Here is a 24,937-nt window from a genome sequence, read left to right as displayed (position 1 = left end):
ATGCAAGACCAACCGCTCATCTGTATTCGTGGCCTGAAAAAGTCCTTCGGCCAGCTTGAAGTGCTCAAGGACATCTGCCTGGATGTCAACCGGGGCCAGGTGGTGGCCTTGATCGGGCCCTCGGGCTCGGGCAAGTCCACCCTGCTGCGCTGCATCAACCTGCTGACCGTTCCTGATGGCGGTGATGTGCGGGTCGATGCGCAGTCCCTTGCTTTCAACGGCAAGCAGACCCAGCTGCCCAAGGACAAGGTGCTGGCGGGCTTCCGCGCACGCACCGGCATGGTGTTCCAGCATTTCAACCTGTTCCCGCACATGACGGTGCTGCAAAACGTCATGGAAGGCCCGATCACCGTGCTGCGCATCGGCAAGGCTGAGGCCGAAGCCCGCGCCACGGCGCTGCTGCAAAAGGTGGGCCTGGCCGAGCGCGCGCAGATGATGCCCGACCAGCTCTCGGGCGGCCAGAAGCAGCGCGTGGCCATTGCCCGCGCGCTGGCCATGCAACCCAGCGTGATGCTGTTTGACGAGGCCACCTCGGCGCTGGACCCCGAGCTGGTCGGTGAGGTGCTGCAGGTCATCCAGTCGCTGGCACGCGACGGCATGACCATGATTCTGGTGACCCATGAGATCGCCTTTGCCCGCGAGGTGGCCGACAAGGTCGTCTTCATGCGCGATGGCGTGGTGGTCGAAGAGGGCCCGCCCGCGCAGGTGATCGACAACCCGCAGCACGAAGCCACACGCAGCTTTCTGGGCCGCATTATTGGCCACGCCGTATAACCAGCAGGGAGGAGAACCATGGATTTTCGACTTGACGATATTGACCGCAAGCTGCTGGCGCTGTTGCAGGCCGACGCGCGCGAGTCCACGGCCAAGCTGGCGCGCAAGCTCAACCTGGCGCGCACCACCGTGGTGGCCCGCATTGCGCGTCTGGAGAAGGAAGGCGTCATCGCCGGCTACGGCGTGCGCCTGGGCTCCAAGCTGGAGCAGTCGGCCGTGCGCGCCTACTGCGGCATCAGCGTGATGCCCAAGACTGCCCAGGCCGTCATGCAGGTGTTGGAGAGCATTCCCGAGGTCGAAGAGGTCTCGGCCGTGTCCGGCCAGCATGACTACATGATCTTTCTGCGCTGCGATTCCAACGAAAAGCTCGATGCCTTGCTCGACCGCATCGGCCTGATCGAAGGCATTCGCCAGACCTACACCTCGGTGGTGCTGAGCCGCAAGATCGACCGCCGTGGCGCACTGCCCGCGCTGCCCCTGCTCGACTGAACCTGCCCATGCTGCCCAACGCTGCTGCCTCCTCCGTTTCCGCTTCCGCGCCTTTTCTCGGCATCCTGATGCTGGACACCCAGTTCCCGCGCCCGCCCGGGGACATCGGCAACCTGCAGACCTGGGCAGCGCTGGGCATCCCTGTGCAGATGCACAAGGTGCAGGGGGCCTCGCCCGCCAAGATCGTGCGCGAGGCCGATCCCCGCTTTGTGCAGCCCTTTGTCGATGCCGCCCGCGCAATGCAGGCACAAGGCGCTGCGCTGATCACCACCAGCTGCGGCTTTCTGGCCGCCTACCAGGATCTGCTGGCCAGCAGTGTTGATGTGCCGGTGGTCAGTTCCAGCCTGCTGCAGTGCGCGCTGCTGCCCCGGCCCGGCGTGGTGACCATCGCTGCGGCCAGCCTGACGCCACGCATTCTGGCCGCTGCCGGCGTGCCTGAAGGCACCCCCGTGCAAGGCGTGGCACCGGACGGAGAATTTGCCACGCGCATCCTCGGCAATGAGCTGGAGATGGACATCGCCCAGGCCGAGCGCGATGTGGTGGCTGCCGCCGTTGCGCTGTGCCAGGCCCATCCGCAGCTGCAATCGATTGTGCTGGAGTGCACCAATATGCCCGTCTACCGCGATGCGGTGGCAGGCGCTACCGGCCGGCCTGTGCATGATGTGGTGAGCCTGCTGGCGCAGCGCTGGGCCGCGTTGCCAGCCTGATTCTGGCCAGGCCTGAAGCGCCCGGCCATGCAGTCCGGGCGTAGTGGCAAGACCACGTGAGCCCGTTGCTTTAGCCCTTGAGGAAACGCTCGGCGCGAAACGGCCGTGCATCGACCGGCGCATCGTCGCCGCGCATCAGCGCCGCCAGAATCGCACCCGTGCCCGGCCCGGTGCTGAAGCCAATGTGCTGGTGGCCAAAGGCCAGCCAGAGATTGCGCTGACCCGGCATCGCGCCAATGATGGGGCGGCTGTCCGGCAGGGTGGGGCGGCTGCCCATCCAGGGCGCCGGCTCCAGCGCCTGGCCCATGTCAATCGCCTCGCGGGCGGCGGCTTCGGCCAGGCCCAGTTGCACCGGGTTGGCGGGGGCATCGATATCGGTCAGCTCCACACCACTGGTCAGGCGCAGGCCTTGCTCCATCGGGCTCAGCACATAGGCGCCAGCGGTGTCGTAGACCGGGCGCGAGATATTGCAGGACGCGGGTGGCGCAAAGTGCATGTGGTAGCCGCGCTCATAGGCCATCGGCACCTTCACGCCCAGGGTCGCCATGAACTGGCGGCTCCATGGGCCCAGGGCCACCACCACGCGGTCGGCCTCCAGGCCATCTTGCGCACCATCGGCGCGGATGCGCCAGCGGCTGCCGGCGAGTGGCTCCACGGTCTTGATGCGGGCCTGCGCATACTGGCCGCCTTGCTTGCGGAAAAGCTCGGCATAGGCCTTGACGACATCGCCCGGGCTGTCCACCGACCAGGTGTCCTTGATCCACAGCGCGCGCTCAAAAATGGGGTTGAGCGCCGGCTCCAGCTGGCGGATATGGTCGCGCTCCAGCACCTCGGTGGCCACGCCGAAATGGGCCATGCGCTCACGCGCCAGCGCGCCGCCCGCAAAGGCGCTGGACTGGCGGTAGAGAAACATCCAGCCGTTGTCGCGCATGCGGTGCGCGGCGCCGCTGGCGCGCAGCAGCTGGGCGTGCTCGTTCATCGACAGGCGGATGAGGCTGTCCAGCGCCGTGGTGGTTTCCTCGAACGCCGTTTTGCGGGCCAGGGCGACAAAGCGCGCGGCCCAGCCCAGGTTTTGCAGCAGAAACCGGGCCTGGTAGCGAAAGCCAGCGCTCTGGTTCTTCAGCAGCACCGGCAGGTTGCCCCAGAGGCTGGGGTTGTTGAAGGGCATCAGCGAGCTGCGCGCGATCACCCCCGCGTTGCCGTAGGAGGTCTCTTCGCCAGGGGCCAGCCGGTCCAGCAAGGTCACCTGGAAGCCCTTTTTCTGCAGCGCCAACGCGCTGGCAACGCCCACCATGCCGGCGCCCAGCACGGCCACGGAAATATTGCTCATGGAATGTTTGGAGTCCTGGCAGTCATCTAGAAACGATCTAGCGTATGACTGATATTAAATTAACAATCAAAACCAAGGGCTTGGCAAGCGCGGGCGCCCGGGCCATCGCCGGGCCGCACCGCCTGCCGGGCCTGCGGGCCAGCCCCTGGTCAGGATGCCTGTACAACAAGCGTTTTTCGCAGCGCATCCTGCGGCGCGTATTTTAGGAAATTACGGTGACAAGGGTCTTCCGTTTTGGCGCAATTTCCTTAACTTTTAGTAAAGTCTTGCGGCCCCGCAAGCCCTAGGTTCCGATCAACCGGGCAGCTGCGCGCCTTCGACCAGAAACTGCAGCTTGCGCTGGCCTTGCCATTCGTTGATGTCCAGCCGGTAGGCCAGCAGCACCTTGGCAGGTAGTGGCTCGGTATGGCCAAACCAGATGCCGTCCACCATCTCGCCATGGTGGCGCAGCTTGAGCGACAAATGCTTCTCTCCCACCAGGCGCTGGCTGACGATCTCCAGCTCTTCGCTGAAGGTCGGCGGCGCAAAGCCCTGGCCCCAGACCTGGCTGTTGAGCGTGTCCACGGTCTCGGCATGGCGGAACTGCACCGGCAGCGGGCCGTCGGTCTCCAACTGGCGGGTGAGCGTGCGCTCATCCAGCCATTCCTGCGCAACCTGGGCAAGCGCCTGTTCAAACACCTCGAAATCGTCCAGCGCAATCGTGCAACCGGCCGCCATCGCATGGCCGCCGAACTTGATCAGCACACCTGGGTGGCGCTTGGCTACCAGGTCCAGCGCATCGCGCAGATGGAAGCCGGGGATCGAGCGGCCCGAGCCTTTCAGCTCATGCTCATGGCCGGGCGCACTGCTGGCGGCAAACACAAAGGTCGGGCGGTGCAGCTTGTCCTTGATGCGCGAGGCGACGATGCCGACCACGCCTTCGTGAAAATCCGGGTCAAACACGCTGACGGCCGGAGGCGGCTCAGTGCCTTCTTCAAACAAGGCCTCGGCCAGCAGCATGGCGTGTTCGCGCATGCCGGTTTCGATATCGCGGCGCTCGCGGTTGATGGCATCCAGCTGGCGCGCCAGGGTGTCGGCCAGCAAGGTGTCGTCGGTCAGCAGGCATTCGATGCCAATGGTCATATCGGCCAGGCGCCCGGCCGCATTGATGCGCGGGCCCAAGGCAAAGCCAAAGTCAAAGGTGCTGGCGGTGGCGGCACGGCGGCTGGCGGCCGAGAACAGCGCGCCCAGGCCGGGTGGCATATGGCCGGCGCGGATGCGGCGCAGGCCTTGGGCCACCAGGCGGCGGTTGTTGGCGTCGAGCTTGACCACGTCGGCCACGGTGCCCAGTGCTACCAGCGGCAGCAGGCTGTCCAGGCGCGGCTGGGCCATGTCGGCAAAGGCACCCCGGTCGCGCAGCACGGCGCGCAAGGCCATCAGCACATAGAACATCACGCCCACACCGGCCATGGCCTTGCTGGCAAAGCCGCAGCCGGGTTGGTTGGGGTTGACGATGGCATCGGCCGCCGGCAAGGTGGCTGCCGGCAGGTGGTGGTCGGTGACGATCACCGTCATGCCCAGTGCCTTGGCGCGCGCCACGCCGTCCACGCTGGCAATGCCGTTGTCCACGGTCACCAGCACCTGCGCGCCTTGCTGGTGCACGCGCTCGGCAATTGCGGCCGTGAGGCCATAGCCGTCAACCACGCGGTCCGGCACCAGGTAGCTGACCTGCTGGGCACCCAGCATGCGCAGGCCACGCAGGGCCACGGCGCAGGCGGTGGCGCCGTCGCAGTCGTAATCGGCCACCACGCAAATGCGCTGCTGCTGGCCAATCGCATCGGCCAGCAGCAGGGCCGCTTCACGCGTGCCCAGCAGGCCGGCGGGCGGCAGCAACTGGGCCAGGCCGTCGTCCAGCTCAGCGGCGGCTTGCACGCCGCGCGCGGCAAACAGGCGGGCCAGCAGTGGGTGCACACCTGCCTGCTCCAGCGCCCAGACGGTGCGCGGGGGAATATCTCTAGCCAGAATTTTCATAGGGAACTCAGAAGCGCCAAGGGCTTGGTCGGTGCCAGCCATTGCTTGATTTTCGGTAGCCAGCCGGGGGCTGGGGGTGCCAGGGTGATGGCATTTTTCTCGCCGCAGAGGCTGATCCGGCTCCAGGCGGTGCTGGCCAGGGTCGCATCCAGCTGCTGCCACTGCTGCTGCCAGCTGCGCCAGTCGCCCACCAGGGCGCTGTCGCGCAACGCAGTATTCAGCACCGGCACCTGGGCGGGTGGCTGGTAGCCGGCGGGCAGGGCGCCTGCGCCGTGCACCCAGAAGGAATTGATGGGCGCGCGGCCACTGGCCTCGCGTGCATCGCTGAAGGCGTGGGTGTAGAGCAGCATCTGCATCTCGGTCTGCAGGCGCTGCAGCACGGCGGCTTGCGCTTTGTCGGGCTGCCAGGGCCGCACATCGCGCAGCGCAATGCGGTCCAGCGCAGCGGTATCGAGCTGCGCAAACACCGGGCCGCGTGCCAGCCAGCGGTCGGGCCGGTCGTAGACCAGTTCAATGCCGTCTTCGCTAAACCAGGGCGCCATGATGGCCAGCAGGCTGCGCGATTCCTCGTCGCTCATCTGCGCGGCAGACAACTCGCTCATGCGCACCTGGTCGGGCGAGATCTGCCAGTGGCAGGGCGAGAGAAAGGCCCAGCCGGCATCGCCCGGTGCCTGGCCGTTTTGCAACTGATACAGCGCCGCCCAGGGCGTGGCCTTGGGCGGCAGGCCCATGGCCTGGGCCAGCACACGTTCATGGGGCGGGGCAAAATCTTCCAGCGCGCCGTTGTCGCTGGCGCTGACGGACCACTGCCGCAGCAGGCGTTGCAGGTTCGGCAGGGGCAGCGCCTGCAAGGCTTGCTGGCAGCCCGGCTCGTCCGTGGCCGCGTAGGAGATGATCAAATGCTGGTTTTCCGACATGGGTCTATTGTCGGCGATGCCACAATGCGGTTTGCGGTGCAGTGGATTAAGAAGCTTCTAAGGCCCAACCGGCACCATCTACATTTTTAGAACGATTTATGCAGATTCCCTATGAATTGGCGCTGGGCTGGCGCTACACCCGTGCGGGTCGGGCAACCCGGCGCAATGGGTTTATTTCGTTCATCTCGGGCGTGTCCATGCTGGGCATTGCCTTGGGGGTGGCGGCCTTGATCATCGTGCTGTCGGTGATGAACGGTTTTCAAAAAGAGGTGCGCGACCGCATGCTCAGCGTGGTCTCGCATATCGAGATCTTCACGCCCGGCGGCGATGCCTTGCCCGATCCGGCCCGCACCATTGCCGAGGCCAAGGCCAACCCCAATGTGATTGGCGCGGCGCCTTTTGTCTCTGCCCAGGCGCTGGTCGCCCGGGGTGAAGACATGCGCGGCGCGCTGCTGCGCGGCATTGACCCGGCGTTGGAGCCCGAGGTCACCGACATGACCACCGGCATCGACCAGAGCAGTTTGCAGGCGCTCACACCGGGCAGCTTCAATGTGGTGCTGGGCTCCGAGCTGGCGCGTATTCTGGGCGTGGGCCAGGGCGACCAGGTCACCCTGATCGTGCCCAGCGGCCAGGTCACCCCGGCCGGCACCGTGCCCCGCCTCAAACAGATGCAGGTGGTGGGCACCTTCAACTCCGGCCACTACGAGTACGACTCCACCCTGGTGCTGATGCACCATGAGGATGCCGAGCGCCTGTTCCGCCTGGAAGGCCCGACCGGCGTGCGCCTCAAGCTCAAGGACCTGCACCAGGCCCCTGAGGTGACCCAGCAGCTGGCCCACAGCCTGAGCGGCCACCTGCTGATCCGCGACTGGACGCAGCAGAACAAGACCTGGTTTGCCGCCGTTCAGGTGGAAAAACGCATGATGTTCATCATCCTGACCCTGATCGTCGCCGTGGCCGCCTTCAACCTGGTGACCACCCTGGTGATGACCGTCACCGACAAGCGTGCCGATATCGCCATCCTGCGCACCTTGGGCGCCAGCCCGCGCAGCATCATGGGCGTGTTTGTGGTGCAGGGCGCGCTGGTGGGTGTCATCGGCACCCTGGTCGGCCTGGGCCTGGGTCTCCTGGTGGCCTGCAATATCGATGTCATCGTGCCCGCCATCGAGCGCGCACTGCACACCAGCTTCCTGCCCAAGGACATCTACCTGATCAGCCAGATGCCGAGCGAGCCCCAGCGCAGCGACATCGTGCCGATTACTGTCATCTCCCTGATCCTGGCCTTTGTGGCCACCCTGTACCCCAGCTGGCGCGCCAGCCGCGTGAACCCCGCCGAGGCGCTGCGTTATGAATGATTCGTCCATCGTCCTGGAGGCCTCGGGCCTGACCAAGCGCTTTACCGAAGGCCTGCTCGATGTGCAGGTGCTCCATGGCATCGACCTGCAGGTGCAGGCCGGCCAAACCCTGGCCATCGTCGGCGCCTCGGGCTCGGGCAAATCCACCTTGCTGCATTTGCTCGGCGGGCTGGATGCGCCCAGCAGCGGCACCGTCAGCCTCAAGGGCCAGCGGCTCGACACGCTCAGCGCCGCCCGCCAGGGCGAGCTGCGCAACCAGCACCTGGGCTTTATTTACCAGTTCCACCATCTGCTGCCCGAGTTCAGCGCGCTGGACAACGTGGCCATGCCGTTGCGCATCCGCCGCATGCCCTATGCCGAATGCACCGAGCGTGCGCGCGAGGTGCTGGCCTCGGTGGGCCTGAAGGACCGCGTGCTGCACCGCCCCGCCGAGCTCTCCGGGGGCGAGCGCCAGCGCGTGGCCATTGCGCGCGCGCTGGTCACCCAGCCCGCCTGCGTGCTGGCCGATGAGCCCACCGGCAACCTGGACCGCGCCACGGCTGACACCGTCTTCGCGCTGATGCTGCAGCTGGCGCGCGAACGCGGCACCGCCTTTGTCATGGTCACCCATGATGGCGAGCTGGCCCAGCGCTGCGACCGGGCGGTGCGCATGGTCAACGGCCGCTTTGAAGCCTGAGCCAGGCTGGCCGCGCCCGCATGCCCTTCTGGATTGATACCCATTGCCACTGGGATGCCCCCGAGTTCGATGCCGACCGCGACACCTTGCGCGCCGCCGCACATGCGGTGGGGGTGGCGCACTGCGTGATCCCTGCGGTAGAGCGCAGCAACTGGGCCACCGTGCGCGAGCTGGCGCATCGCTGGGGCGACAGCTATGCGCTGGGCATCCACCCGCTCTACACCGGCCGTGCGGTAGAAGCCGACATCGAGGCCCTGGCCGACATGCTCGAAGACTGCCGCGATGACCCGCGTCTGGTGGCGATTGGCGAGATCGGCCTGGATTTTTTTGTGCCCGGGCTGGATGCCGAGCGCCAGACCTGGTTTTACGAGCAGCAACTGCAGCTGGCGCGCCGCTTTGACCTGCCGGTGATCCTGCATGTGCGCCGCTCGTCGGACCAGCTGCTGCGCGCGCTGCGCCGCTGGCCGGTGCAGGGCGGCATTGCGCATGCGTTCAACGGCAGCCTGCAGCAGGCGCAGCAGTTTATCGAGCGCGGCTTTGCGCTGGGCTTTGGCGGCGCGCTGACCTATGAGCGCGCGCTGCATCTGCGCCGCCTCGTGCAGCAGCTGCCGATGGAGGCCATCGTCGTCGAGACCGATGCCCCCGATATTCCCCCACACTGGCTCTACACCACGGCCGAGCAGCGCGCCGCTGGCGAGGCCCAGGGCCGCAACCAGCCGGCCGAGATTCCACGTATCGCGCAGGTCATGCTGGCGCTGCGGGCCGAGGCCCATGCCAATGAAGCATTGACCACCGCCGACTGGCAGCGGGCCACCAGCGCCAATGCCGCCCGGGTGCTGCTCCGGCTGCAGCCTCTGCTGCCTAATGCCGATGGGGGATTAGCCCATGGCTGATGCGCTGCTCTGCGGGCTGGCCCCGGTCGTGGGGCCGGGCACCCAGGTCTTGATTCTGGGCAGCTTCCCCGGTGTGCAGTCCTTGCAGCTGCAGCAGTACTATGCCCATCCGCGCAACCACATGTGGCCGCTGCTGGCAGCCTTGTGGCCGGAGCACCCGCAGCCCAGCGCCTATGCCGAGCGCTGCGCCTGGCTGCTGGAGCGGGGTCTAGGCCTGTGGGATGTCTATGCCGCCTGCGAGCGTGAAGGCAGTCTGGACACCAGCATCCGCAATGCCCAGCTCAATGATTTTGTGGCGCTCAAACAGCAGTGCCCGTTGTTAGTGGCCGCTGCCCACAATGGCGGCGAGAGCTTTCGCCATGCACCCCGCGTGCAGGCCGTGCTGGGCCTGCCCAGCTACCGCCTGCCTTCCAGCAGCCCGGCCAATGCTTCATGGAGCTTTGAGCGCAAACTGGCCGGTTGGCGCGAAGTGATGCAGCAAACCGGCCTGCGCGACTAAGCGCCAGCCTTTTGCAGCGCGACACGTTTGCCCTTCTTGGCCGCGACGGGCTTCGAGGTGGCAGGGCTGCTGGCCGCCACCGGGCTGCCGCCCACCCAGCGCCAGGACAGGCGCTGCACCGTCGGCCCCAGCAAGACCACAATCGTGAAAGCCGCGGGCCAAGACATCAGATAGGCCTGCAGCCAGCGGCCGATGAAATCGCCCACAAAGCCCAGGTTCAGCCAGGTCACCCAGGCCGTCATCAGGCCGGAGAGCAGCAGCGACATCAGCACGGAGGACAGCAGGCGTTGTTTGAGCGCGTTCGACATGGCGGTTCCAGAAAGATCAATGCGCGCAGTCTAAAGGCTGATTGATAATGGAAAAATAGACAAATTCAAGTTCTTAAATTCCATAAATGAAATCATGCTGGATGACCTGGCCTTGTTTGCCGCCATTGTGGACAGTGGCAGCCTGAGCGCGGCAGCGCGCCGCACCCGGCTGCCGCCCGCCACCGTAACCCGGCGCCTGCAGCAGCTTGAGCAGCAACTGGGCTGCAAGCTCTTGCATCGCAGTGCCCGCCGCCTGCAGCCCACGCCCGAGGGGCTGGAATACTACGAACGCTGCGCGCCACTGCTGCGCTCGCTGCAGCAGGCCACTGAAAGCCTGGAGGCCAGCCACACCCAGGTGCAGGGCCTCGTGCGCGTGCTCGCGCCGATGAACCTGGCCAAGGGCCTGCTGCGGCCGGTGTGGACGGCCTTTCTGGCGCAACACCCCAAGGTGCAGCTCGATCTGCGCCTGTCCAACCTGCGCGAGGATGTGTTTGAGCATGGCGCCGATCTGGCGGTGCGCCTGGGTGATCTGCCCGATTCCAGCCTGGCGCACCGGCGCCTGGGCACGACTGCTATTGGCCTGCTGGCATCGCCCGGCTACCTGGCGCAGGCGGGCACACCGCGCCATCCGCGTGAGCTAGCGGGCCACCAGTGGCTGGTGGCCGAGCCGCTGCGCACCGTGCAGCTGCAGCATGCGCAAACCGGGGAGCGCTATGCCCAGTCCTTCCATGCCGAGGCGCGCTGCGTCATCAACGATGTGGCCCTGGCCGCCGAGATGGCCTGCACAGGCCATGGCATGCTGCACTGCCCCCTGTGGATGTGCGATGCACAGCTGCGCAGTGGTGCGCTGCTGCATGTGCTGCCCCAGTGGCATGCGCCCGCCAACCCGATCTTCATGGTCTGGCCCCAGCAGCGCCATATGCCGGCGCGGGTGCGTGCGCTGGTCGAGATGCTCGGGGACTTTGCCCGGGCCGAACCCTGGCTGCAAGGCCAAATGCCGATAATCCCCACCCATGACGACTAGAAAAAAATCTCCGCAGCTGGCGCAGCCACTGCCCGAGGTCACGATTTCCGACTTTGACGGAGCCCGCTATCTGCACCTGGGCACCCCCTGGGTGCAAGGCTCGATGCGCATCAAAAAGCCTTTCGATATCGACCTGGAATATGTGCAGCGCATGATGGCCTGGCTGCTGCTGGTGGACTGGCCCACGGTGCCCGAGCGCCGCGCAATGCAGCTGGGCCTGGGGGCCGCCGCTGCTACCAAGTTCTGCGCGCAAAAGCTGGGCATGGCCAGCACCACCGCGATCGAGCTCAACCCCCAGGTGATCACGGTCTGCCGCCAGTGGTTCAAGCTGCCGCCGGACAGCGACAAGCTCCAGGTCGTGCTGGGCGATGCCGGGGTCGAGATCCAGAAGCCCCAGTACCTGCAGACCATCGATGCGCTGCAGGTCGATCTGTACGACCACGAGGCGGCTGCTCCCGTGCTCGACAGCTCCGACTTCTACCAGCACTGCCGCAACTTGCTGACCGAGGACGGCTGCATGACGGTGAACCTGTTTGGCCGCACCAACAGCTTTGCCCGCAGCCTTGCCCATATCCAGGAGGCCTTTGGGCCGGAGGCCGTCTGGCGCTTTGCGGCAACGAAGGAGGGCAATACCGTCGTGCTGGCCCAGCGCAGCGCCAGCCGCCCCAGCCGCGAGCTGCTCAGCCAGCGTGCCGACCTGGTGCAGCAGCAGACCGGCTTGCCGGCGCTCAAGTGGTTAAAGGTTTTTAAACCTGTGCAGCCGCTGCTGGACTGACTTTACCTGGCATCCATGGAACGATCAGGTATAAAGCCAGAAGACAAAAAGACAGAGGGAATCCACCATGGCAGTGCCTGATCAGCCAAACAAACACCACAAGAGCCGGGGCGATGCCTTGCCCGGTGATATCGCCACCAAAAGCCGTTCATCGAGTGGGCCAGGCGGCGGTGGCATTTCCGGTGCATCGGCACCGATTCGGCGCTCGGCGATCTTTGTGCCTGGTAATGTCGAAGACGGTCCTGCACCGTCCAAGCCCAGTGGTCCTGCCTCGCTGCCTTCTACGCCAAGCGGATCAGGCCCCGCCACCGTGCCGCCAGCGCGCAGCGGCTTGCCGGCGCTGATGCAGCGCCCGCTGGATTTGACCCAGGTCATCAACTGGCTGCAGACCGATGGCTGGATCAGCCCCGAACTGGCCAAGGCGACCATCGACCGCTGCAGCCATGCATCCAGCAGCCAGCACCCGATCGTGCGTCTGGCCAGTGTGGTGGTGCCACGCCAGCTAGATGGCAAGGCACTCGATGTGGAGATGCTTACCGAGTTTGTCGCCAAGCATTGCGGCCTGCCTTATTACAAGATCGACCCGCTGAAGGTGGACGCCGCCAAGGTGGCCGAAACCATGGGCGCGCCCTATGCGCAGCGCCACGGCATTCTGCCGGTGCAGGTGACGGCCCAGGAGGTGGTGATTGCGGTCAAGGAACCTTGGATTGATGAGTGGGTCGGCGAGGTCGAGCGCCAGGCGCGGCGCAAGGTGCGCCGGGTGCTGGCCAACCCCAAGGACATCGACCGCTACCGCAACGAATTCTTTGCGCTGGCCAAGTCGGTCAAGGCGGCCAGCAAGCTGGGCGGCTCGCTCAGCTCGCTGGGCAACTTCGAGCAGCTGGTCGACCTTAGCAACACCAACCAGCAGTTCGATGCCAATGACCAGGGCATCATCCGCCTGGTGGACTGGCTGTGGCAGTTTGCCTTTGCGCAGCGCGCCAGCGATATCCACCTGGAGCCGCGCCGCGACCAGTCGGTGATCCGCTTCCGCATTGACGGCGTGCTGCACAAGGTCTACCAGATGCCGCTGGGCGTGCACAACGCCATCGTCTCGCGCGTCAAGCTGCTGGGCCGCATCGACGTGGTCGAAAAGCGCCGCCCGCAGGACGGCCGCATCAAGACCCGCAACACCTTGGGTGACGAGGTGGAAATGCGTCTGTCCACCTTGCCCACCGCCTTTGGCGAGAAGATGGTGATGCGTATCTTTGACCCGGAAAACACCGTCAAGGATCTGTCGGCGCTGGGCTTTACCCCGCATGATGCGCAGCGTTGGGAGAAGCTGGTCGAGCGCCCGCACGGCATCATCCTGGTCACCGGCCCCACCGGCTCGGGCAAGACCACCACCTTGTATTCGACCCTGAAGCGCCTGGCCACCGAAGAGGTGAATGTATCGACCGTGGAGGACCCGATCGAAATGATCGAGCCGGCCTTCAACCAGACCCAGGTGCAGCCGGCGCTGGATTTCAGCTTTGTCGAAGGCCTGCGCGCGCTGATGCGGCAGGACCCGGACATCATCATGGTCGGCGAAATCCGCGATCTGGAAACCGCTGAAATGGCCGTGCAGTCTGCGCTGACCGGCCACTTGGTGTTCTCCACCCTGCACACCAACGATGCCCCCAGCGCCATCAGCCGCTTGATGGAGTTGGGCGTGCCGCCGTACCTGATCAATGCCACCTTGCTGGGCGTGCTGGCGCAGCGCCTGGTGCGTACCCTCTGCCCGCAGTGCAAGCAGCCCGATGAGGAAGCATCGACCGAGGCGCTGACCAGCGCCATCCAGCCCTGGAAGATCAAGCGCGACTACCGCCCCTACAAACCCGTGGGCTGCGAAGAATGCCGCGACACCGGCTTTCGCGGACGCATGGGCTTGTACGAACTGCTCACCGTGTCCGAAGCACTCAAGGACCAGGTCCATGGCTCGCCGTCGATGTCGGTGCTGCGCCGCCAGGCGGTGAAGGACGGCATGCACCCGCTGCGCCTGGCGGGCGCGCTGCGCGTGTCCGAAGGCCTGACCACCATCGAAGAGGTGATGGCCAATACGCCGCCCATCGAAATGGGCGACCGTTAATCTTCTCTGCCCCCCGCTGCCCTCAAGCAAGGGCGCGTGCGGGGCACCCTGGGACTAAGGGATCACCCTGTCCAGTCTCATCCAATCAGAAGGCTGCTATCTGGCTGCAGGCCGCGCCCAGCTTGGGTTTCGGCGCTGCAGGGGTAGGTGTCACCATAGGGGTTTTCCTGTGTGGAATCGTAAGTGGAATCCACATGCGTCAGCTGCCCGTCAGCGTTGACAATGCGCTGCATCCCTAAAATTGTTTGGAGACAAAGGTAATGAAGCTCAAAAGCCAGAAAGACTTCTGGGCGGGCATCATGTACATGGCAGTAGGTCTCGGGTTCGCCATCGGCGCCCAGAACTACTCGATCGGTACAGGTGCTCGCATGGGTCCGGGGTACTTCCCGTTGATTCTCGGCGTCCTGCTGACGCTGATCGGTGCAGCCGTGGCCTTCAAGGGCCTCACGGCTGGCCCTGCTGACGGAGACCCGGTCGGCAAATGGGCATGGCGACAAGTGTTCTTCATCTTGCTGGCCAACTTTGCCTTCGGCATCCTGCTCGTGGGCGTGCCCACCATCGGCATTCCTGCCATGGGCCTGATCGTCGCCATCTATGCACTGGTCTTCATTGCCAGCCTGGCAGGTTCGGAGTTCCGCGCCAAGTCGGTCTTCATTCTGGCCACCATCCTGGCCATTGGCAGTTACGTCGCTTTCGTGTGGGCACTGAACCTTCAGTTCCCCGTGTGGCCTAGCTTTATTACCGGTTAAGAGGGGCCAGGACCATGGAATTGTTTGACAACCTGGCCACCGGTTTCGGTGTTGCCTTTACCTTTCAAAACCTGATTTACTGCTTTATCGGCTGTCTGTTGGGTACCCTGATCGGCGTCTTGCCTGGTATCGGCCCTGTGGCCACCATCGCGATGCTGCTGCCTGCCACCTACGCACTGCCACCTGTGGCTGCACTGATCATGTTGGCCGGTATTTACTACGGCGCCCAGTACGGCGGCTCCACCACGGCGATCTTGGTGAATCTCCCGGGAGAGTCATCATCGGTCGTGACTGTGATTGACGGCTACCAGATGGCCCGCAAGGGACGCGCTGGTCCGGCACTGGCGGCAGCGGGCATTGGCTCGTTCTTCGCCGGCTGCGTGGGCACCATCATCCTGGCTGCCTTCGCACCTCCGCTGACCGAAGTGGCCTTCATGTTCGGCCCTGCCGAGTACTTCTCGCTGATGACCCTGGGCCTGATTGGCGCCGTGGTGCTGGCTTCGGGTTCGCTGCTCAAGGCGGTGGGCATGATTGTGCTGGGTCTGCTGCTGGGCCTGGTGGGTACCGACGTGAACTCCGGCGTGGCCCGTTACTCCTTCGACATTCCTGAGCTGACCGACGGTATCGACTTCGTCGTGATCGCCATGGGCGTGTTCGGCTACGGTGAAATCATCGCCAACCTGTCCAAGCCTGACGATGAGCGCGAAGTGTTTGCTGCCAAGGTGACTGGCCTGATGCCGACCAAGGAAGACTTCAAGCTGATGTTCCCCGCGATGCTGCGTGGTACTGCTCTGGGTTCGGCCCTGGGTATCCTGCCTGGTGGCGGTGCGATGCTGTCGGCTTTCGCGGCCTACACGATCGAGAAGAAGACCAAGCTGCGTCCTGGTGAAGTTCCTTTCGGCCAAGGCAATATCCGTGGCGTGTGCTCGCCTGAATCGGCCAACAACGCTGGCTCGCAGACCTCGTTCATTCCCCTGCTGACCCTGGGTATTCCACCAAACGCCGTGATGGCACTGATGGTGGGTGCGATGACCATCCACAACATCCAGCCTGGTCCCCAGGTGATGACCAGCAACCCAGAACTGTTCTGGGGTCTGATTGCCTCGATGTGGATCGGTAACCTGATGCTGATCATCCTGAACCTGCCGCTGATCGGCGTCTGGATCAAGCTGCTGACCGTGCCTTACCGCTGGTTGTTCCCATCGATCGTGCTGTTCTGCGCTGTCGGTGTGTACGGTACCAACAACAACAGCTGGGACGTGTGGATGGTGGGTATCTTCGGTTTCGTGGGCTATGTGTTCCACAAGCTGGGTACGGAACCTGCTCCCCTGCTGCTGGGCTTCATCCTGGGCCCGATGATGGAAGAAAACCTGCGCCGTGCCCTGCTGCTCTCGCGTGGTGACTGGTCGGTGTTCGTCACCCGTCCGATCTCTGCCGGCCTGCTGATCGCAGCTGCCATCCTGCTGGTGGTGGTCTGCTTGCCAGCGGTGAGCAAGAAGCGCGAAGAAGCCTTTGTCGAAGAAGACTGATCGCCCGTAGCCAGGCTGCAACATGGAAAAGGCATCTTCGGATGCCTTTTTATATTTCTACGGCCCAAGAGCGCTGTGGCTTATCGGTGATAATGAGAGTTATTCCCATCTGAGGCGCGAAAGCTGGACCGCCGATGGAGACCCTGGCTTTCCATGGGGCGTTGCCCGTTCGTGCTTGAGCGCTATTACCGAGAACTGCTGAACTTCTGCCTGCGCAAGGTCAGAGACCGCGACACCGCGGCCGACCTGGCGCAGGAGAGCTATGCGCGCGTGCTCGGCATGCAGCGCGCCGGCAAGGTGATCGACCAGCCGGCCGCTTTGCTCAAGCAGGTGGCATTGAACGCCAAGATCGATCTGGACCGGCGTGCCCAGCTGCGCCAGCACGAAGACATCGACGCGCTCGATGAAACCCAGCAACCCGCCAGCCCCCAGCGCCTGCAGCCCGAGGCGGCCTATGCCTCATCGCAAACCGTGCAGGCTTACCTGGCCACCATCCAGGCCCTGCCGCCCCGCTGCCGCGAGGCCTTTTGCATGTACCTGTTTGACGAGCTGTCCAACCAGCAGATTGCCGAACGCATGGGCGTGTCGATCAGCATGGTCAACCAGTACATCAGCCGTGGCAAGATCGCCTGCGCGACCCGCAAACAGGAGCTGGACCATGGTGATTGATCCCTTCCAGCGCAGGGCCGACATGCAGTTTTTCCGCGCCCATGCGTCTATAGCTTTGAGATGAGCCGTTTTTCCACCTCGCCCTCCCAAGCATCCGCCCCGCCTTTTGACGAGGCGGCGGAGGCGCGCGCGCTGCAGGCCTTCTTTGGCGAGCAGGACGCTGTGGAGCTGCAGGCCGCGCAGTGGCACACCCGCCAGGAGCAGGGCTTGGACGCGGGCGAGCAGGCGGAACTGGTGCAGTGGCTGCAGGCCAGCGCCGCGCATGCCGAGGCCTTTGCCCGCATGGATACCGGCGTTGCCCGCTTGCGTGCGCTGCCTGCAGACGCGGTGGCCCAGTGGCGCGCCAGCCAGGCGGCGAGCCAGCCGGCTGCCGCTGCCGCATCGCCCAAACCCGCAGCCGCCCAACCCAGGCCAGCGCGCCCTCGGCCCTGGCTGCAGGCCCTGCTGCCTGGTCCGCGTGGCCTGGCCTTCTGTGCCGTGTTGCTGATTGCGCTCGGCCTGGGCTGGCACCAGTGGATGCAGCCGGTCTACAGCGCGCACTATGTCGTCGAGCGCGGCCAGCGCCAAAGCCTGCAGCTGCCCGATGGCACGACCCTGGTGCTTGATGCCGACACCGATGCCCAGGTGCGCCTGTACCGCCACCGGCGCGAGGTGCAGCTGGCGCATGGCCAGGCCATGTTCAGTGTGGCCCCTGATGCCAGCAAGCCTTTTGAGGTGCAGGCCGGCCCGGCCCGCGTCACCGTGGTGGGCACGCGCTTTGCGGTGCGTTATCGCCAGGATGGCATCGATGCCGGCCAGGTGCGGGTGGAGGTGCAAGAAGGGCGGGTGCGCGTGGCCGCCGTGCAGACCCCTTCCAGCGCACTGCTGCTGACCGCTGGCCAAACCACCCAGGTGGCCGCCGATGGCTTGTTGGCACCCGTGGGCAGCGTGCCCCCCGACAGCGTGGGCCTGTGGCGCAAGGGCTTGCTGCGCTTTGACCACACTCCCCTCGCCCAGGCCTTGCAGGAGATGGAGCGCTATGGCCCCACTGGCCTGGTGGTGCGCGACCCTGCCGTCGCCGCGCTGCCGATTGGCGGCAGCTACGCGACCGCCAAGCCGGCCGAGTTCGCCCATATGCTGACCCTGGTGCTGCCGGTGCGCCTGGTGCCCAGCGCTGGGGGCCGGGCCGAGATCGTGGCCAGATCCGATAAAAAATAATTCCAAAAAATACCAAAAGCAGGGTGCAGTTCTGCGAACCCGGTGCGTCATAGAAGGTAATGAGATTTATTTACTGCATTGCCTGACCATGTCCTCCACCCGTTTTTCCCTCGCTTCCCGCGCGCCTTCGCGCACTTCTTCGGTATCCACCATGGCCCGCTTCCACTCCGCACCGCTGGCGCTGGCAGCCGCGCTGGTGCTGACGATGCCGCTGGCGGCACATGCGCAATCCGCCACACCGTCCAACCCAGCCAACCAGGCCAGCAGCCTGTCGATTGCGGCCCAGCCGCTGGGCGCGGCGCTGCAGGCACTGTCGGCAGCCACGGGCGTGTCCATCGGCTTTGCGCCGGCCTTGGTGGAGGGCAAGACGGCGCCCGCCGTCTCCGGCACGCTCACCCCGCAGCAAGCGGCGGACCGTCTGCTGGCCGGCAGCGGCCTGATGGCGGTGCGCCAGGGCGAGGCCATGGTCATCAAGGCAACGCCTGCGGCGTCCGACACCAGCACCTTGCCGACGGTGACGGTCACCGCGCAAGGCGAGCGCAACGCGACCAGCGAAGGCACGGGCTCGTTGGCGGCCTCGGCCGTCAGCCTCAACAAGGGCGACCAGTCGCTCAAGGACATTCCGCAGTCCATCAGCGTGATGACGCGCAAGCAGCTCGACGAGCAGGGCGTGAGCGACCTGCGCGATGCGATGAACAAGGTGACCGGCACGATGGGGCTGCAGGGCGTGGGCCAGGGCATGGTGTTGGCCTCGCGTGGTTTCCAGATCGATGCCTGGCAGTACGACGGTGTGGCGATTCCGCGCAACCATTACTCGCTGGGCAACTGGGGGACCGAGGGCATGGTGTTTTACGACCGGCTGGAAGTGCTGCGTGGCGCCTCGGGCCTGCTGCAGGGCACGGGCAGCCCGGGTGGTGCCGTCAACCTGGTGCGCAAGCGCGGCCAGCGGGAGACGACTGTCACCGTGACCGCCCGCGCCGGCTCCTGGGACCGCTATGGCCTGCAGCTCGATGCCGGTGGCCCGCTGAACGACGAGGGCAGCCTGCGTGGCCGCCTGGTGGTGGATGAGTCGCGTGGCCACTCCTTTGTCGACTATGTGAATGAGCGCACACGCTCGCTCTACGCCGCCTTGGATTACGACATCAGCCCCGACACCACGGTCGGCTTTGGCGTGAGCCAGCTCGACAGCAAGGGCCGCCCCTTCATCATGGGCCTGCCGCTGTATGCCGATGGCAGCATGCCCGACCTGCCGCGCTCCACCTTCACTGGTTCCAACTGGAACCGCTCGAACGTGAAGCAGACGACGGTCTATGCCGACCTGAACCACCGCATCAACAACGACTGGAAGCTCAAGGTCTCGGCGCTGCAGATGCGCGAGCAAAACGCCTCCTTGCACCAGCGCATGACCGGCACGGTGGCAGCCGGTGGTGGCGATGTGACCTATGACGACTGGTACACCGATTTCGACCTGAAGAAGGTCGCCTTCGATGCCTTCATCAACGGCCGCTTTGAGCTGGCGGGCTTGCGCCACGATGTGACAGTGGGCGCCAACTATTCCAAATACCGCTCCAACGATGTCTATGCCCGCACTTTCACGGCCGGGGCCGATATTTTCAACATCGACCACCACCGCCCCGAGCCCAGCCTGGACAGCCTGCTGGCCGCCGGTGGCCGGCAGTGGAAGTCCGCCTACGATGTGCGGCAAAAAGGCATCTACGGCAGCCTGCGCACGCGCCTGACCGAGCCGCTCACGGCGATTGTGGGCGCGCGCAGCAGCTGGTATGACTCGCTCTACACCAATGCCGTCACCGATGAGCGCCAGGTCATCGGAACCTCGGGCGAGATCACGCCCTACGCCGGCCTGGTGTATGCACTCACCCCGGAGTGGTCGCTGTACGGCAGCTACACCAGCGTGTTCGAGCCCCAGTCCGAGCGCACGGTGGAGGGCAAGGTGCTCGACCCGATCACCGGCACCAACTACGAGCTGGGCATCAAGGGCGCGCTGATGAACGGCAAGCTCAACACCTCGCTGGCCTTGTTCCGCTACAACCACAAGAACCGCGCCGTCAATGACCTGGCCTCCGGCTATGCCTGCGATGGTTGGTACTGCTCCACCTCGTCCGGCAAGGTGCGCAGCCAGGGTGTAGAGGCCGAAGTGAGCGGCGAAGTGGCGCGCGACCTGCAAGCCATGGTCGGCTACACCTTCAACACCAGCAAGTTCCTGAACGACCCGACCAACCAGGGCCAGGTCTTCAGCACCTGGACGCCCAAGCACATGCTGCGCGCCTGGCTGTCTTACCAGCTGCCTGGCGATTGGAACCGGCTGAGTGTGGGCGCTGGCGTCGTCGCGCAAAGCCATACCTTGAGCTATGACCGCTCCTTCAAGGTGGCAGGCAACACCATCACCAGCCTGCGCCTGGCCTACCAGGCCACGCCCGAGGTCAGCGTCGCCCTCAACGTGAACAACGTGTTTGACAAGCACTACATCCTGCCGGGCTTTGTCGGCTACACCGGCGGCACCTATGGCGATCCGCGCAATGCCATGCTGACCCTGAAGTACACGCCCAAGCTGTAATTGCAGGCGGAGCTGCCAACGCGCCGTGGCAGCGCCCGGCCTTGTCCAAAAAACGGCAGGGTTCGGGTTTTGCAGCGCACAAACTGCGTTAGGCTGCGCGTTGCGATCCGCAAGCGGATGGGCAGGCCTTTAGCGCCAGTCCCCATTCTGTTTGCATCGGGGCCTGCCCGCAGCGCCCCGCGATGGCCAACCCCTGAGCCAGCTTTCCCCGCCCGTGCCATTGCGCACGCCGCTGCGCATGCCGCCGCCGGGAACCCGCCAGCCATCCCATCCAGCCCAAGAGGAGGAGCTTATGTCCAAGAAAACCCAACCATCCACCCTGTTTCGCCCACTGCTGGCAGCGGCCTTGGCCGTGTCTGCCAGCGTCGGCGCTGTCTTGCCCGCCCAGGCCGATTACCTGTGGCTGCAAACCGAGAACGGCCAGACGCGCGCCCAAGTGGGCGAGCTGCACAAGACGCCAGGCCAACTGAGCGAACTGAGCGAACCGCGCCAGGTAGTAGCAGAAGGCAAGACCGTGCCGGCATCGGCCGACCCCTACATCCTGGCCAAGGAAGAGGGCGCCCCGGCCGACCAGCGCTTTGCCGCCACCCGTGCCGGCAGCGATGGCGTGCTGACCTACTACCAGGCCCGCTTTGGCCGCCAGGAGACCAAGGCCGTCAATGACCTGGAACTGGTGCCGACAACGCCCCAGGGCAACACCTACCAGCTGATGTTCAAGGGCCGGCCGGTGGCAGCCAGCCAGGTGAATGTGGACACCAGCGAAGGCTGGCGCCGCGTGCTGGCACCCGCCAAGGATGGCACCGTCAGCTTTACGCCATCCTTCCCCGGCCTCTATGTGATGGAGGTCACGGCCCGGGTCAACAACGGCAGCGTGAAGCTGGGCGACAAGCAGTACGACGAGGTGCGCCACACCGCTACCCTGAGCTTTGAGGTGCCGCAGTAAGGCCAACGCCATAAGGCGCTCATCCCCCGCAGGGGCAGGCGCGCCGCTTTTGAGCGGGCGCCTGCACAAGTATTGGCTTGGCACGACAATTGCAGCAGTTCGATGGTTTGCCGTCTGCGTATTGCCGCTTTTTGTCTTTCATGAAAAACCTGCCCCTGCTGCAGCAGCACGACCTGCGCCGTGCGCTGCACAACGAAGTCCATTCCCGCCCCCCTGAAGCCCTGCCCGACAACACCGCCGTGTTCTGCACGGTGATGTGGGCCGATGCCGCCGAGCGCGCGGCCAGCCGCCAGTGGTTGCACCAGCTGCTGCGCGATCTGCAGCTGCCCGTGCCCGATGCCGAGGCCAACCACCTGCGCCTGGACCTGGGCAATGGCCGCCTGCGCTGGGAGCTGCACACCGAGTTTGTTTCCTGGACCTGGATGGTGCCCATCCGCCCCGAGGCGCTGGACGAGGCCGAGCTGCCTTCGGCCAGCGACCTGGTGCCCGCCCAATGGCTGGCCGGTCTGCCGGGCCGCTGCCTGCTGGCGATGAACGCCTGGGTGCTGCCCGCATCGCCCGCGCTGGAGAAAAAGGTCGAGCAGCGCTGGCTGTACGAGGACAAGCTCGTGGCCTCCAAGGCCTCCGACCAGAAGGCGCAGATCTACACTGATTTCTCCATCCACTCGGACGGCGCATCGCGCCTCTTTGTACTGAACCAGAGCCTGTCGGCTGCGCGCAATGGCCGCCTGGTGCAGCGCCTGCTGGAGATCGAGACCTACCGCATGGCCGCCTTGCTGGGCCTGCCTGCGGCGCGCGAAACCATGGAAAAGCTCGCCAGCACCGAGTCCGAACTGGCCGAGCTGTCTTCCGCCATCCGCAGCGCCGGTGCCGCCAGCGAGCCGCAGTTGCTCGACCAGCTCACCCGCCTGGCGGCCCAGGTGGAGAGCCAGTACGCCGCCCACCATTCGCGCTTCTCGGCCAGCAGCGCCTACTTTGCGCTGGTGCAGCAGCGCGTGGGCGATATCCAGGAAACGCGCCTGGGCAGCTACCAGACCATTGGCGATTTCATGGACCGGCGCCTGACCCCCGCGCGCAACACCTGCGTGTCCGCCCACCAGCGGCTGGAGGCACTGTCCCAGCGTGTCTCGCGCATCAGCAACCTGCTGCAGACGCGGGTCGACATCAGCCAGAAGCAGGGCCGTCAGGCGGTGCTCAAGGCGATGAACGAGCGCCAGGGCCTGCAGCTCAAGATGCAATCCACCGTCGAGGGCCTGTCGGTGGCGGCCATCACCTACTACTTCACCGGCCTCATCAGCTACCTGGCCAAGGGCCTGCAGAAATGTGGGTGGCCACTGTCGCCAGAAACGACGGCGGCGCTGGCCATCCCGGTGATAGGCTTGGGCGTCTGGTGGTCGATTCGCCGCATGCACCATCGCTTGTTCCACGGTTCGGCGGATCAGCACTGATTGTTGGAGAGTTATCTTGTCTGTTTCTGTTGCACCGGCTGCGGTGCTCACGCCCAGCGTACGCCGGGCCGGCATGGTCTGCGCCGTCGTTGGCGCCATCGCCTTCAGTGGCAAGGCCATCATCGTCAAACTGGCCTACCGCCATGGCGTCGATGCGATCACCCTGATCATGTACCGCATGCTGTTTGCGCTGCCGCTGTTTGTCATCATGGCCTGGTGGGCAGGGCGGGGCAAACCGGCGCTGTCGCTGCGTGACTGGCTGGCCGTCATCGCCCTGGGCTTTTGCGGCTACTACCTCTCCAGCTACCTCGATTTTGCCGGGCTGAGCTATATCAGCGCGGGGCTGGAGCGGCTGATCCTCTACCTCAACCCCACCTTGGTGCTGGCGCTGGGCTGGCTGCTGTACCGCAAGGTGGCCAGCGGCCGCCAGCTGCTGGGCCTGGCCATCAGCTATGCCGGCGTGATGCTGGTGTTTGGTGTGGAGCTGCTCACGCATGGCGCGGGCCAGCAGGTGGGCTGGGGCGCCACTCTGGTGTTCCTGAGCGCCGTGAGCTATGCCGTCTACCTGGTCTACAGCGCCCAGTATGTCAAGCGCCTGGGCGCCTTGCGCCTGGTGGGCCTGGCCACCAGCTTTGCCTGCCTGTTCTGCATTGCGCAGTTTTTGCTGACCCGGCCGCTGCAGGCCGCGCAGGTGGATTCGGCCGTCATCTGGCTGTCCGTCCTCAACGCAACGCTGTGCACCGCCGTGCCGGTGTTGCTGGTGATGCTGGCGGTCGAGCGCCTGGGCGCTGCCACGGTTGCCCAGACCGGCATGATCGGGCCCTTGTCCACCATCCTGATGGGCGTGTGGCTGCTCGGCGAGCCCTTGACCCCGGTGATGGTGGGCGGAACAGCCTTGGTGCTGACCGGCATCTATGTGTTCACCCACCAGGCCAAAAGACCATAAGCGTCGTCAACGCGGGATGCGTCGTGGCCTTGCCTCCAGCGCAAACCGCCGGTTTTCTGGGTCGTCTTGGCGACTCACAAGGGCAAGGCGAGCAGCGCCAGCACTTCTGCGGTTTGTGACATAGCATCTATACCCACAAGGAGATTTGAATATGGATTTTGGAATTGCCAACAAATGGGCACTGGTCTGCGCGGCCAGCAAGGGCCTGGGCCGTGGCTGCGCGCAGGCGCTGGTTAATGAAGGCGTCAACGTGGTCATCAACGCCCGCGGCGAAGAAGCCTTGAAGGACACCGCCCGCCAGCTCAAGGTGATGGCCGCCATGTGGGCAGCCGCCGCCCCGGGCCGCGTGGCACCCCAGGTGATCGCCGTGGCCGCAGACATCACCACCGAAGCCGGCCGTGCTGCCGTGCTGAATGCCGAAGGCGGCCCAGGCCAGCGCTTTGACATTCTGGTGAACAACGCTGGCGGTCCACCACCCGGTGATTTCCGCGACTGGGACCGTGACGCCTGGGTCAAGGCGCTGGACGCCAACATGCTCACCCCCATTGCACTGATCCAGACCTTGATCGACGGCATGGCCGAGCGCGGTTTTGGCCGCATCGTCAACATCACCTCCAGCTCCGTCAAGGCGCCTATCGATATCCTGGGCCTGTCCAACGGCGCGCGCAGCGGCCTGACCGGCTTTGTGGCCGGTGTGGCACGCAGCGCCATTGCTGGCAAGGGCGTGACCATCAACAACATCCTGCCCGGCAAGTTCGACACCGACCGCATCGCTGCCACCATCTCGGCCACGGCCAGCAAGACCGGCAAGAGCGAAGCCGATATCCGCGAAGCGCAGCAAAAGCAGATTCCCGCCGGCCGCTACGGCACCGCCGATGAGTTTGGCGCCATCTGCGCCTTCCTCTGCAGCCAGCAGGCGGCCTATATCACCGGCCAGAATATCCTGCCGGACGGCGGCTCCTACGTCGGTACTTTCTAAGCACTGGCAACCCAAAGCAAAACCGCCCGAGCAATTGC

General features: G+C 65.2%; 23 protein-coding genes. 19 read left to right on the top strand and 4 right to left on the bottom strand.

Translation table 11 applies throughout. The annotated features are described in order from the left end of the window. The 3 genes from EDF71_RS01430 to EDF71_RS01420 are packed head-to-tail and all read left to right on the top strand — an operon-like array spanning position 1 to position 1,970. Complete coding sequence (locus EDF71_RS01430) at positions 1-774, top strand: amino acid ABC transporter ATP-binding protein (RefSeq protein WP_133854845.1); 774 nt, start codon at positions 1-3, stop codon at positions 772-774. Between the two features lie 18 nt (positions 775-792). After that, positions 793-1,263, top strand: coding sequence for an Lrp/AsnC family transcriptional regulator (locus EDF71_RS01425; protein ID WP_021026316.1), 471 nt, complete (start codon positions 793-795; stop codon positions 1,261-1,263). 8 nt (positions 1,264-1,271) lie between these two features. After that, on the top strand, positions 1,272-1,970 hold the full coding sequence (locus EDF71_RS01420; protein ID WP_133854844.1) for an aspartate/glutamate racemase family protein: 699 nt from the start codon (positions 1,272-1,274) through the stop codon (positions 1,968-1,970). A gap of 70 nt (positions 1,971-2,040) precedes the next feature. On the opposite strand, the gene EDF71_RS01415 is transcribed toward EDF71_RS01420, so the two are convergent. The 3 genes from EDF71_RS01415 to EDF71_RS01405 form a co-directional block, all read right to left on the bottom strand. Continuing rightward, positions 2,041-3,300, bottom strand: coding sequence for an FAD-dependent oxidoreductase (locus EDF71_RS01415; RefSeq protein ID WP_133854843.1), 1,260 nt, complete (start codon positions 3,298-3,300; stop codon positions 2,041-2,043). Between the two features lie 294 nt (positions 3,301-3,594). After that, positions 3,595-5,310 (bottom strand): single-stranded-DNA-specific exonuclease RecJ, encoded by a 1,716-nt coding sequence (gene recJ / locus EDF71_RS01410; protein ID WP_133854842.1) that lies wholly within the window; start codon positions 5,308-5,310, stop codon positions 3,595-3,597. Then, positions 5,307-6,227, bottom strand: a complete 921-nt coding sequence (locus tag EDF71_RS01405; protein WP_133854841.1) for a phosphoglycerate mutase — start codon at positions 6,225-6,227, stop codon at positions 5,307-5,309. The genes recJ and EDF71_RS01405 overlap by 4 nt, the downstream gene beginning before the upstream one ends. Positions 6,228-6,325: 98 nt before the next feature. On the opposite strand from EDF71_RS01405, the gene EDF71_RS01400 reads away from it, so the two are divergent. From EDF71_RS01400 to EDF71_RS01385, 4 genes are read left to right on the top strand one after another with little or no spacing between them, the layout of a single operon-like run. Continuing rightward, positions 6,326-7,582, top strand: coding sequence for a lipoprotein-releasing ABC transporter permease subunit (locus tag EDF71_RS01400; RefSeq protein ID WP_133854840.1), 1,257 nt, complete (start codon positions 6,326-6,328; stop codon positions 7,580-7,582). Next, a complete protein-coding gene (gene lolD, locus EDF71_RS01395) occupies positions 7,575-8,258 on the top strand; it encodes a lipoprotein-releasing ABC transporter ATP-binding protein LolD (RefSeq protein ID WP_133854839.1) in 684 nt (227 codons plus the stop codon). Before EDF71_RS01400 ends, lolD begins: the two co-directional genes overlap by 8 nt. Positions 8,259-8,278: 20 nt before the next feature. Beyond that, positions 8,279-9,151: a TatD family hydrolase gene (locus EDF71_RS01390; protein WP_133854838.1), complete on the top strand. Its 873-nt coding sequence runs from the start codon at positions 8,279-8,281 to the stop codon at positions 9,149-9,151. Next, complete coding sequence (locus tag EDF71_RS01385; RefSeq protein ID WP_133854837.1) at positions 9,144-9,650, top strand: DNA-deoxyinosine glycosylase; 507 nt, start codon at positions 9,144-9,146, stop codon at positions 9,648-9,650. Before EDF71_RS01390 ends, EDF71_RS01385 begins: the two co-directional genes overlap by 8 nt. Here the strand turns inward: EDF71_RS01385 and EDF71_RS01380 are convergent. Further along, on the bottom strand, positions 9,647-9,958 hold the full coding sequence (locus EDF71_RS01380) for a DUF2798 domain-containing protein (protein ID WP_133854836.1): 312 nt from the start codon (positions 9,956-9,958) through the stop codon (positions 9,647-9,649). The two genes, EDF71_RS01385 and EDF71_RS01380, sit on opposite strands and share 4 nt — an antisense overlap. Positions 9,959-10,052: 94 nt before the next feature. Between EDF71_RS01380 and EDF71_RS01375 the strand changes: the two genes are divergently transcribed. From EDF71_RS01375 to EDF71_RS01320, 12 genes are all read left to right on the top strand, one after another. Further along, positions 10,053-10,982: a LysR family transcriptional regulator gene (locus EDF71_RS01375; protein ID WP_133854835.1), complete on the top strand. Its 930-nt coding sequence runs from the start codon at positions 10,053-10,055 to the stop codon at positions 10,980-10,982. Further along, positions 10,972-11,757: a spermidine synthase gene (locus tag EDF71_RS01370; protein WP_133854834.1), complete on the top strand. Its 786-nt coding sequence runs from the start codon at positions 10,972-10,974 to the stop codon at positions 11,755-11,757. Before EDF71_RS01375 ends, EDF71_RS01370 begins: the two co-directional genes overlap by 11 nt. A 343-nt stretch (positions 11,758-12,100) precedes the next feature. Then, positions 12,101-13,864, top strand: coding sequence for a GspE/PulE family protein (locus EDF71_RS01365; protein WP_133855010.1), 1,764 nt, complete (start codon positions 12,101-12,103; stop codon positions 13,862-13,864). Positions 13,865-14,124: 260 nt separating this feature from the next. After that, positions 14,125-14,613 carry a tripartite tricarboxylate transporter TctB family protein gene (locus EDF71_RS01360; protein WP_133854833.1) on the top strand — a complete coding sequence of 163 codons (489 nt, stop codon included), beginning with the start codon at positions 14,125-14,127 and terminating at the stop codon, positions 14,611-14,613. Between the two features lie 14 nt (positions 14,614-14,627). Further along, on the top strand, positions 14,628-16,142 hold the full coding sequence (locus tag EDF71_RS01355; RefSeq protein ID WP_133854832.1) for a tripartite tricarboxylate transporter permease: 1,515 nt from the start codon (positions 14,628-14,630) through the stop codon (positions 16,140-16,142). Between the two features lie 171 nt (positions 16,143-16,313). Beyond that, the gene (locus tag EDF71_RS01350; RefSeq protein WP_243854115.1) at positions 16,314-16,811 is read left to right on the top strand and encodes a sigma-70 family RNA polymerase sigma factor; all 498 of its coding nucleotides are present in this window, start codon (positions 16,314-16,316) and stop codon (positions 16,809-16,811) included. 60 nt (positions 16,812-16,871) lie between these two features. Further along, positions 16,872-18,008, top strand: coding sequence for a FecR domain-containing protein (locus EDF71_RS01345; protein ID WP_133854830.1), 1,137 nt, complete (start codon positions 16,872-16,874; stop codon positions 18,006-18,008). Positions 18,009-18,096: 88 nt separating this feature from the next. Then, on the top strand, positions 18,097-20,583 hold the full coding sequence (locus EDF71_RS01340) for a TonB-dependent siderophore receptor (RefSeq protein WP_243854114.1): 2,487 nt from the start codon (positions 18,097-18,099) through the stop codon (positions 20,581-20,583). Between the two features lie 292 nt (positions 20,584-20,875). Continuing rightward, positions 20,876-21,526, top strand: coding sequence for a hypothetical protein (locus EDF71_RS01335; RefSeq protein ID WP_133854829.1), 651 nt, complete (start codon positions 20,876-20,878; stop codon positions 21,524-21,526). A gap of 140 nt (positions 21,527-21,666) precedes the next feature. Further along, complete coding sequence (locus EDF71_RS01330) at positions 21,667-22,974, top strand: DUF3422 domain-containing protein (RefSeq protein WP_133854828.1); 1,308 nt, start codon at positions 21,667-21,669, stop codon at positions 22,972-22,974. 73 nt (positions 22,975-23,047) lie between these two features. Further along, complete coding sequence (locus EDF71_RS01325) at positions 23,048-23,920, top strand: DMT family transporter (protein WP_133855008.1); 873 nt, start codon at positions 23,048-23,050, stop codon at positions 23,918-23,920. 151 nt (positions 23,921-24,071) lie between these two features. Beyond that, positions 24,072-24,899 (top strand): SDR family oxidoreductase, encoded by an 828-nt coding sequence (locus tag EDF71_RS01320; RefSeq protein WP_133854827.1) that lies wholly within the window; start codon positions 24,072-24,074, stop codon positions 24,897-24,899. The last annotated feature ends 38 nt before the right edge of the window (positions 24,900-24,937 follow it).

Source organism: Comamonas sp. JUb58, from assembly GCF_004364775.1.
Classification (GTDB): domain Bacteria; phylum Pseudomonadota; class Gammaproteobacteria; order Burkholderiales; family Burkholderiaceae_C; genus Comamonas.
Note: the sequence above shows the minus strand (reverse complement) of the source record. Positions and strands in the feature narration are given on the sequence as shown.

Coding starts and splice junctions, on each gene's coding strand:
- EDF71_RS01415 (WP_133854843.1), bottom strand. CDS start 3,300: ATGAGCAATATTTCCGTGGCCGTGCTGGGCGCCGGCATGGTGGGCGTT.
- EDF71_RS01425 (WP_021026316.1), top strand. CDS start 793: ATGGATTTTCGACTTGACGATATTGACCGCAAGCTGCTGGCGCTGTTG.
- EDF71_RS01385 (WP_133854837.1), top strand. CDS start 9,144: ATGGCTGATGCGCTGCTCTGCGGGCTGGCCCCGGTCGTGGGGCCGGGC.
- EDF71_RS01365 (WP_133855010.1), top strand. CDS start 12,101: ATGCAGCGCCCGCTGGATTTGACCCAGGTCATCAACTGGCTGCAGACC.
- EDF71_RS01340 (WP_243854114.1), top strand. CDS start 18,097: ATGTCCTCCACCCGTTTTTCCCTCGCTTCCCGCGCGCCTTCGCGCACT.
- EDF71_RS01345 (WP_133854830.1), top strand. CDS start 16,872: ATGAGCCGTTTTTCCACCTCGCCCTCCCAAGCATCCGCCCCGCCTTTT.
- EDF71_RS01430 (WP_133854845.1), top strand. CDS start 1: ATGCAAGACCAACCGCTCATCTGTATTCGTGGCCTGAAAAAGTCCTTC.
- EDF71_RS01370 (WP_133854834.1), top strand. CDS start 10,972: ATGACGACTAGAAAAAAATCTCCGCAGCTGGCGCAGCCACTGCCCGAG.
- recJ (WP_133854842.1), bottom strand. CDS start 5,310: ATGAAAATTCTGGCTAGAGATATTCCCCCGCGCACCGTCTGGGCGCTG.
- lolD (WP_133854839.1), top strand. CDS start 7,575: ATGAATGATTCGTCCATCGTCCTGGAGGCCTCGGGCCTGACCAAGCGC.
- EDF71_RS01375 (WP_133854835.1), top strand. CDS start 10,053: ATGCTGGATGACCTGGCCTTGTTTGCCGCCATTGTGGACAGTGGCAGC.
- EDF71_RS01390 (WP_133854838.1), top strand. CDS start 8,279: ATGCCCTTCTGGATTGATACCCATTGCCACTGGGATGCCCCCGAGTTC.
- EDF71_RS01420 (WP_133854844.1), top strand. CDS start 1,272: ATGCTGCCCAACGCTGCTGCCTCCTCCGTTTCCGCTTCCGCGCCTTTT.
- EDF71_RS01355 (WP_133854832.1), top strand. CDS start 14,628: ATGGAATTGTTTGACAACCTGGCCACCGGTTTCGGTGTTGCCTTTACC.
- EDF71_RS01400 (WP_133854840.1), top strand. CDS start 6,326: ATGCAGATTCCCTATGAATTGGCGCTGGGCTGGCGCTACACCCGTGCG.
- EDF71_RS01360 (WP_133854833.1), top strand. CDS start 14,125: ATGAAGCTCAAAAGCCAGAAAGACTTCTGGGCGGGCATCATGTACATG.
- EDF71_RS01335 (WP_133854829.1), top strand. CDS start 20,876: ATGTCCAAGAAAACCCAACCATCCACCCTGTTTCGCCCACTGCTGGCA.
- EDF71_RS01405 (WP_133854841.1), bottom strand. CDS start 6,227: ATGTCGGAAAACCAGCATTTGATCATCTCCTACGCGGCCACGGACGAG.
- EDF71_RS01330 (WP_133854828.1), top strand. CDS start 21,667: ATGAAAAACCTGCCCCTGCTGCAGCAGCACGACCTGCGCCGTGCGCTG.
- EDF71_RS01320 (WP_133854827.1), top strand. CDS start 24,072: ATGGATTTTGGAATTGCCAACAAATGGGCACTGGTCTGCGCGGCCAGC.
- EDF71_RS01325 (WP_133855008.1), top strand. CDS start 23,048: ATGGTCTGCGCCGTCGTTGGCGCCATCGCCTTCAGTGGCAAGGCCATC.
- EDF71_RS01380 (WP_133854836.1), bottom strand. CDS start 9,958: ATGTCGAACGCGCTCAAACAACGCCTGCTGTCCTCCGTGCTGATGTCG.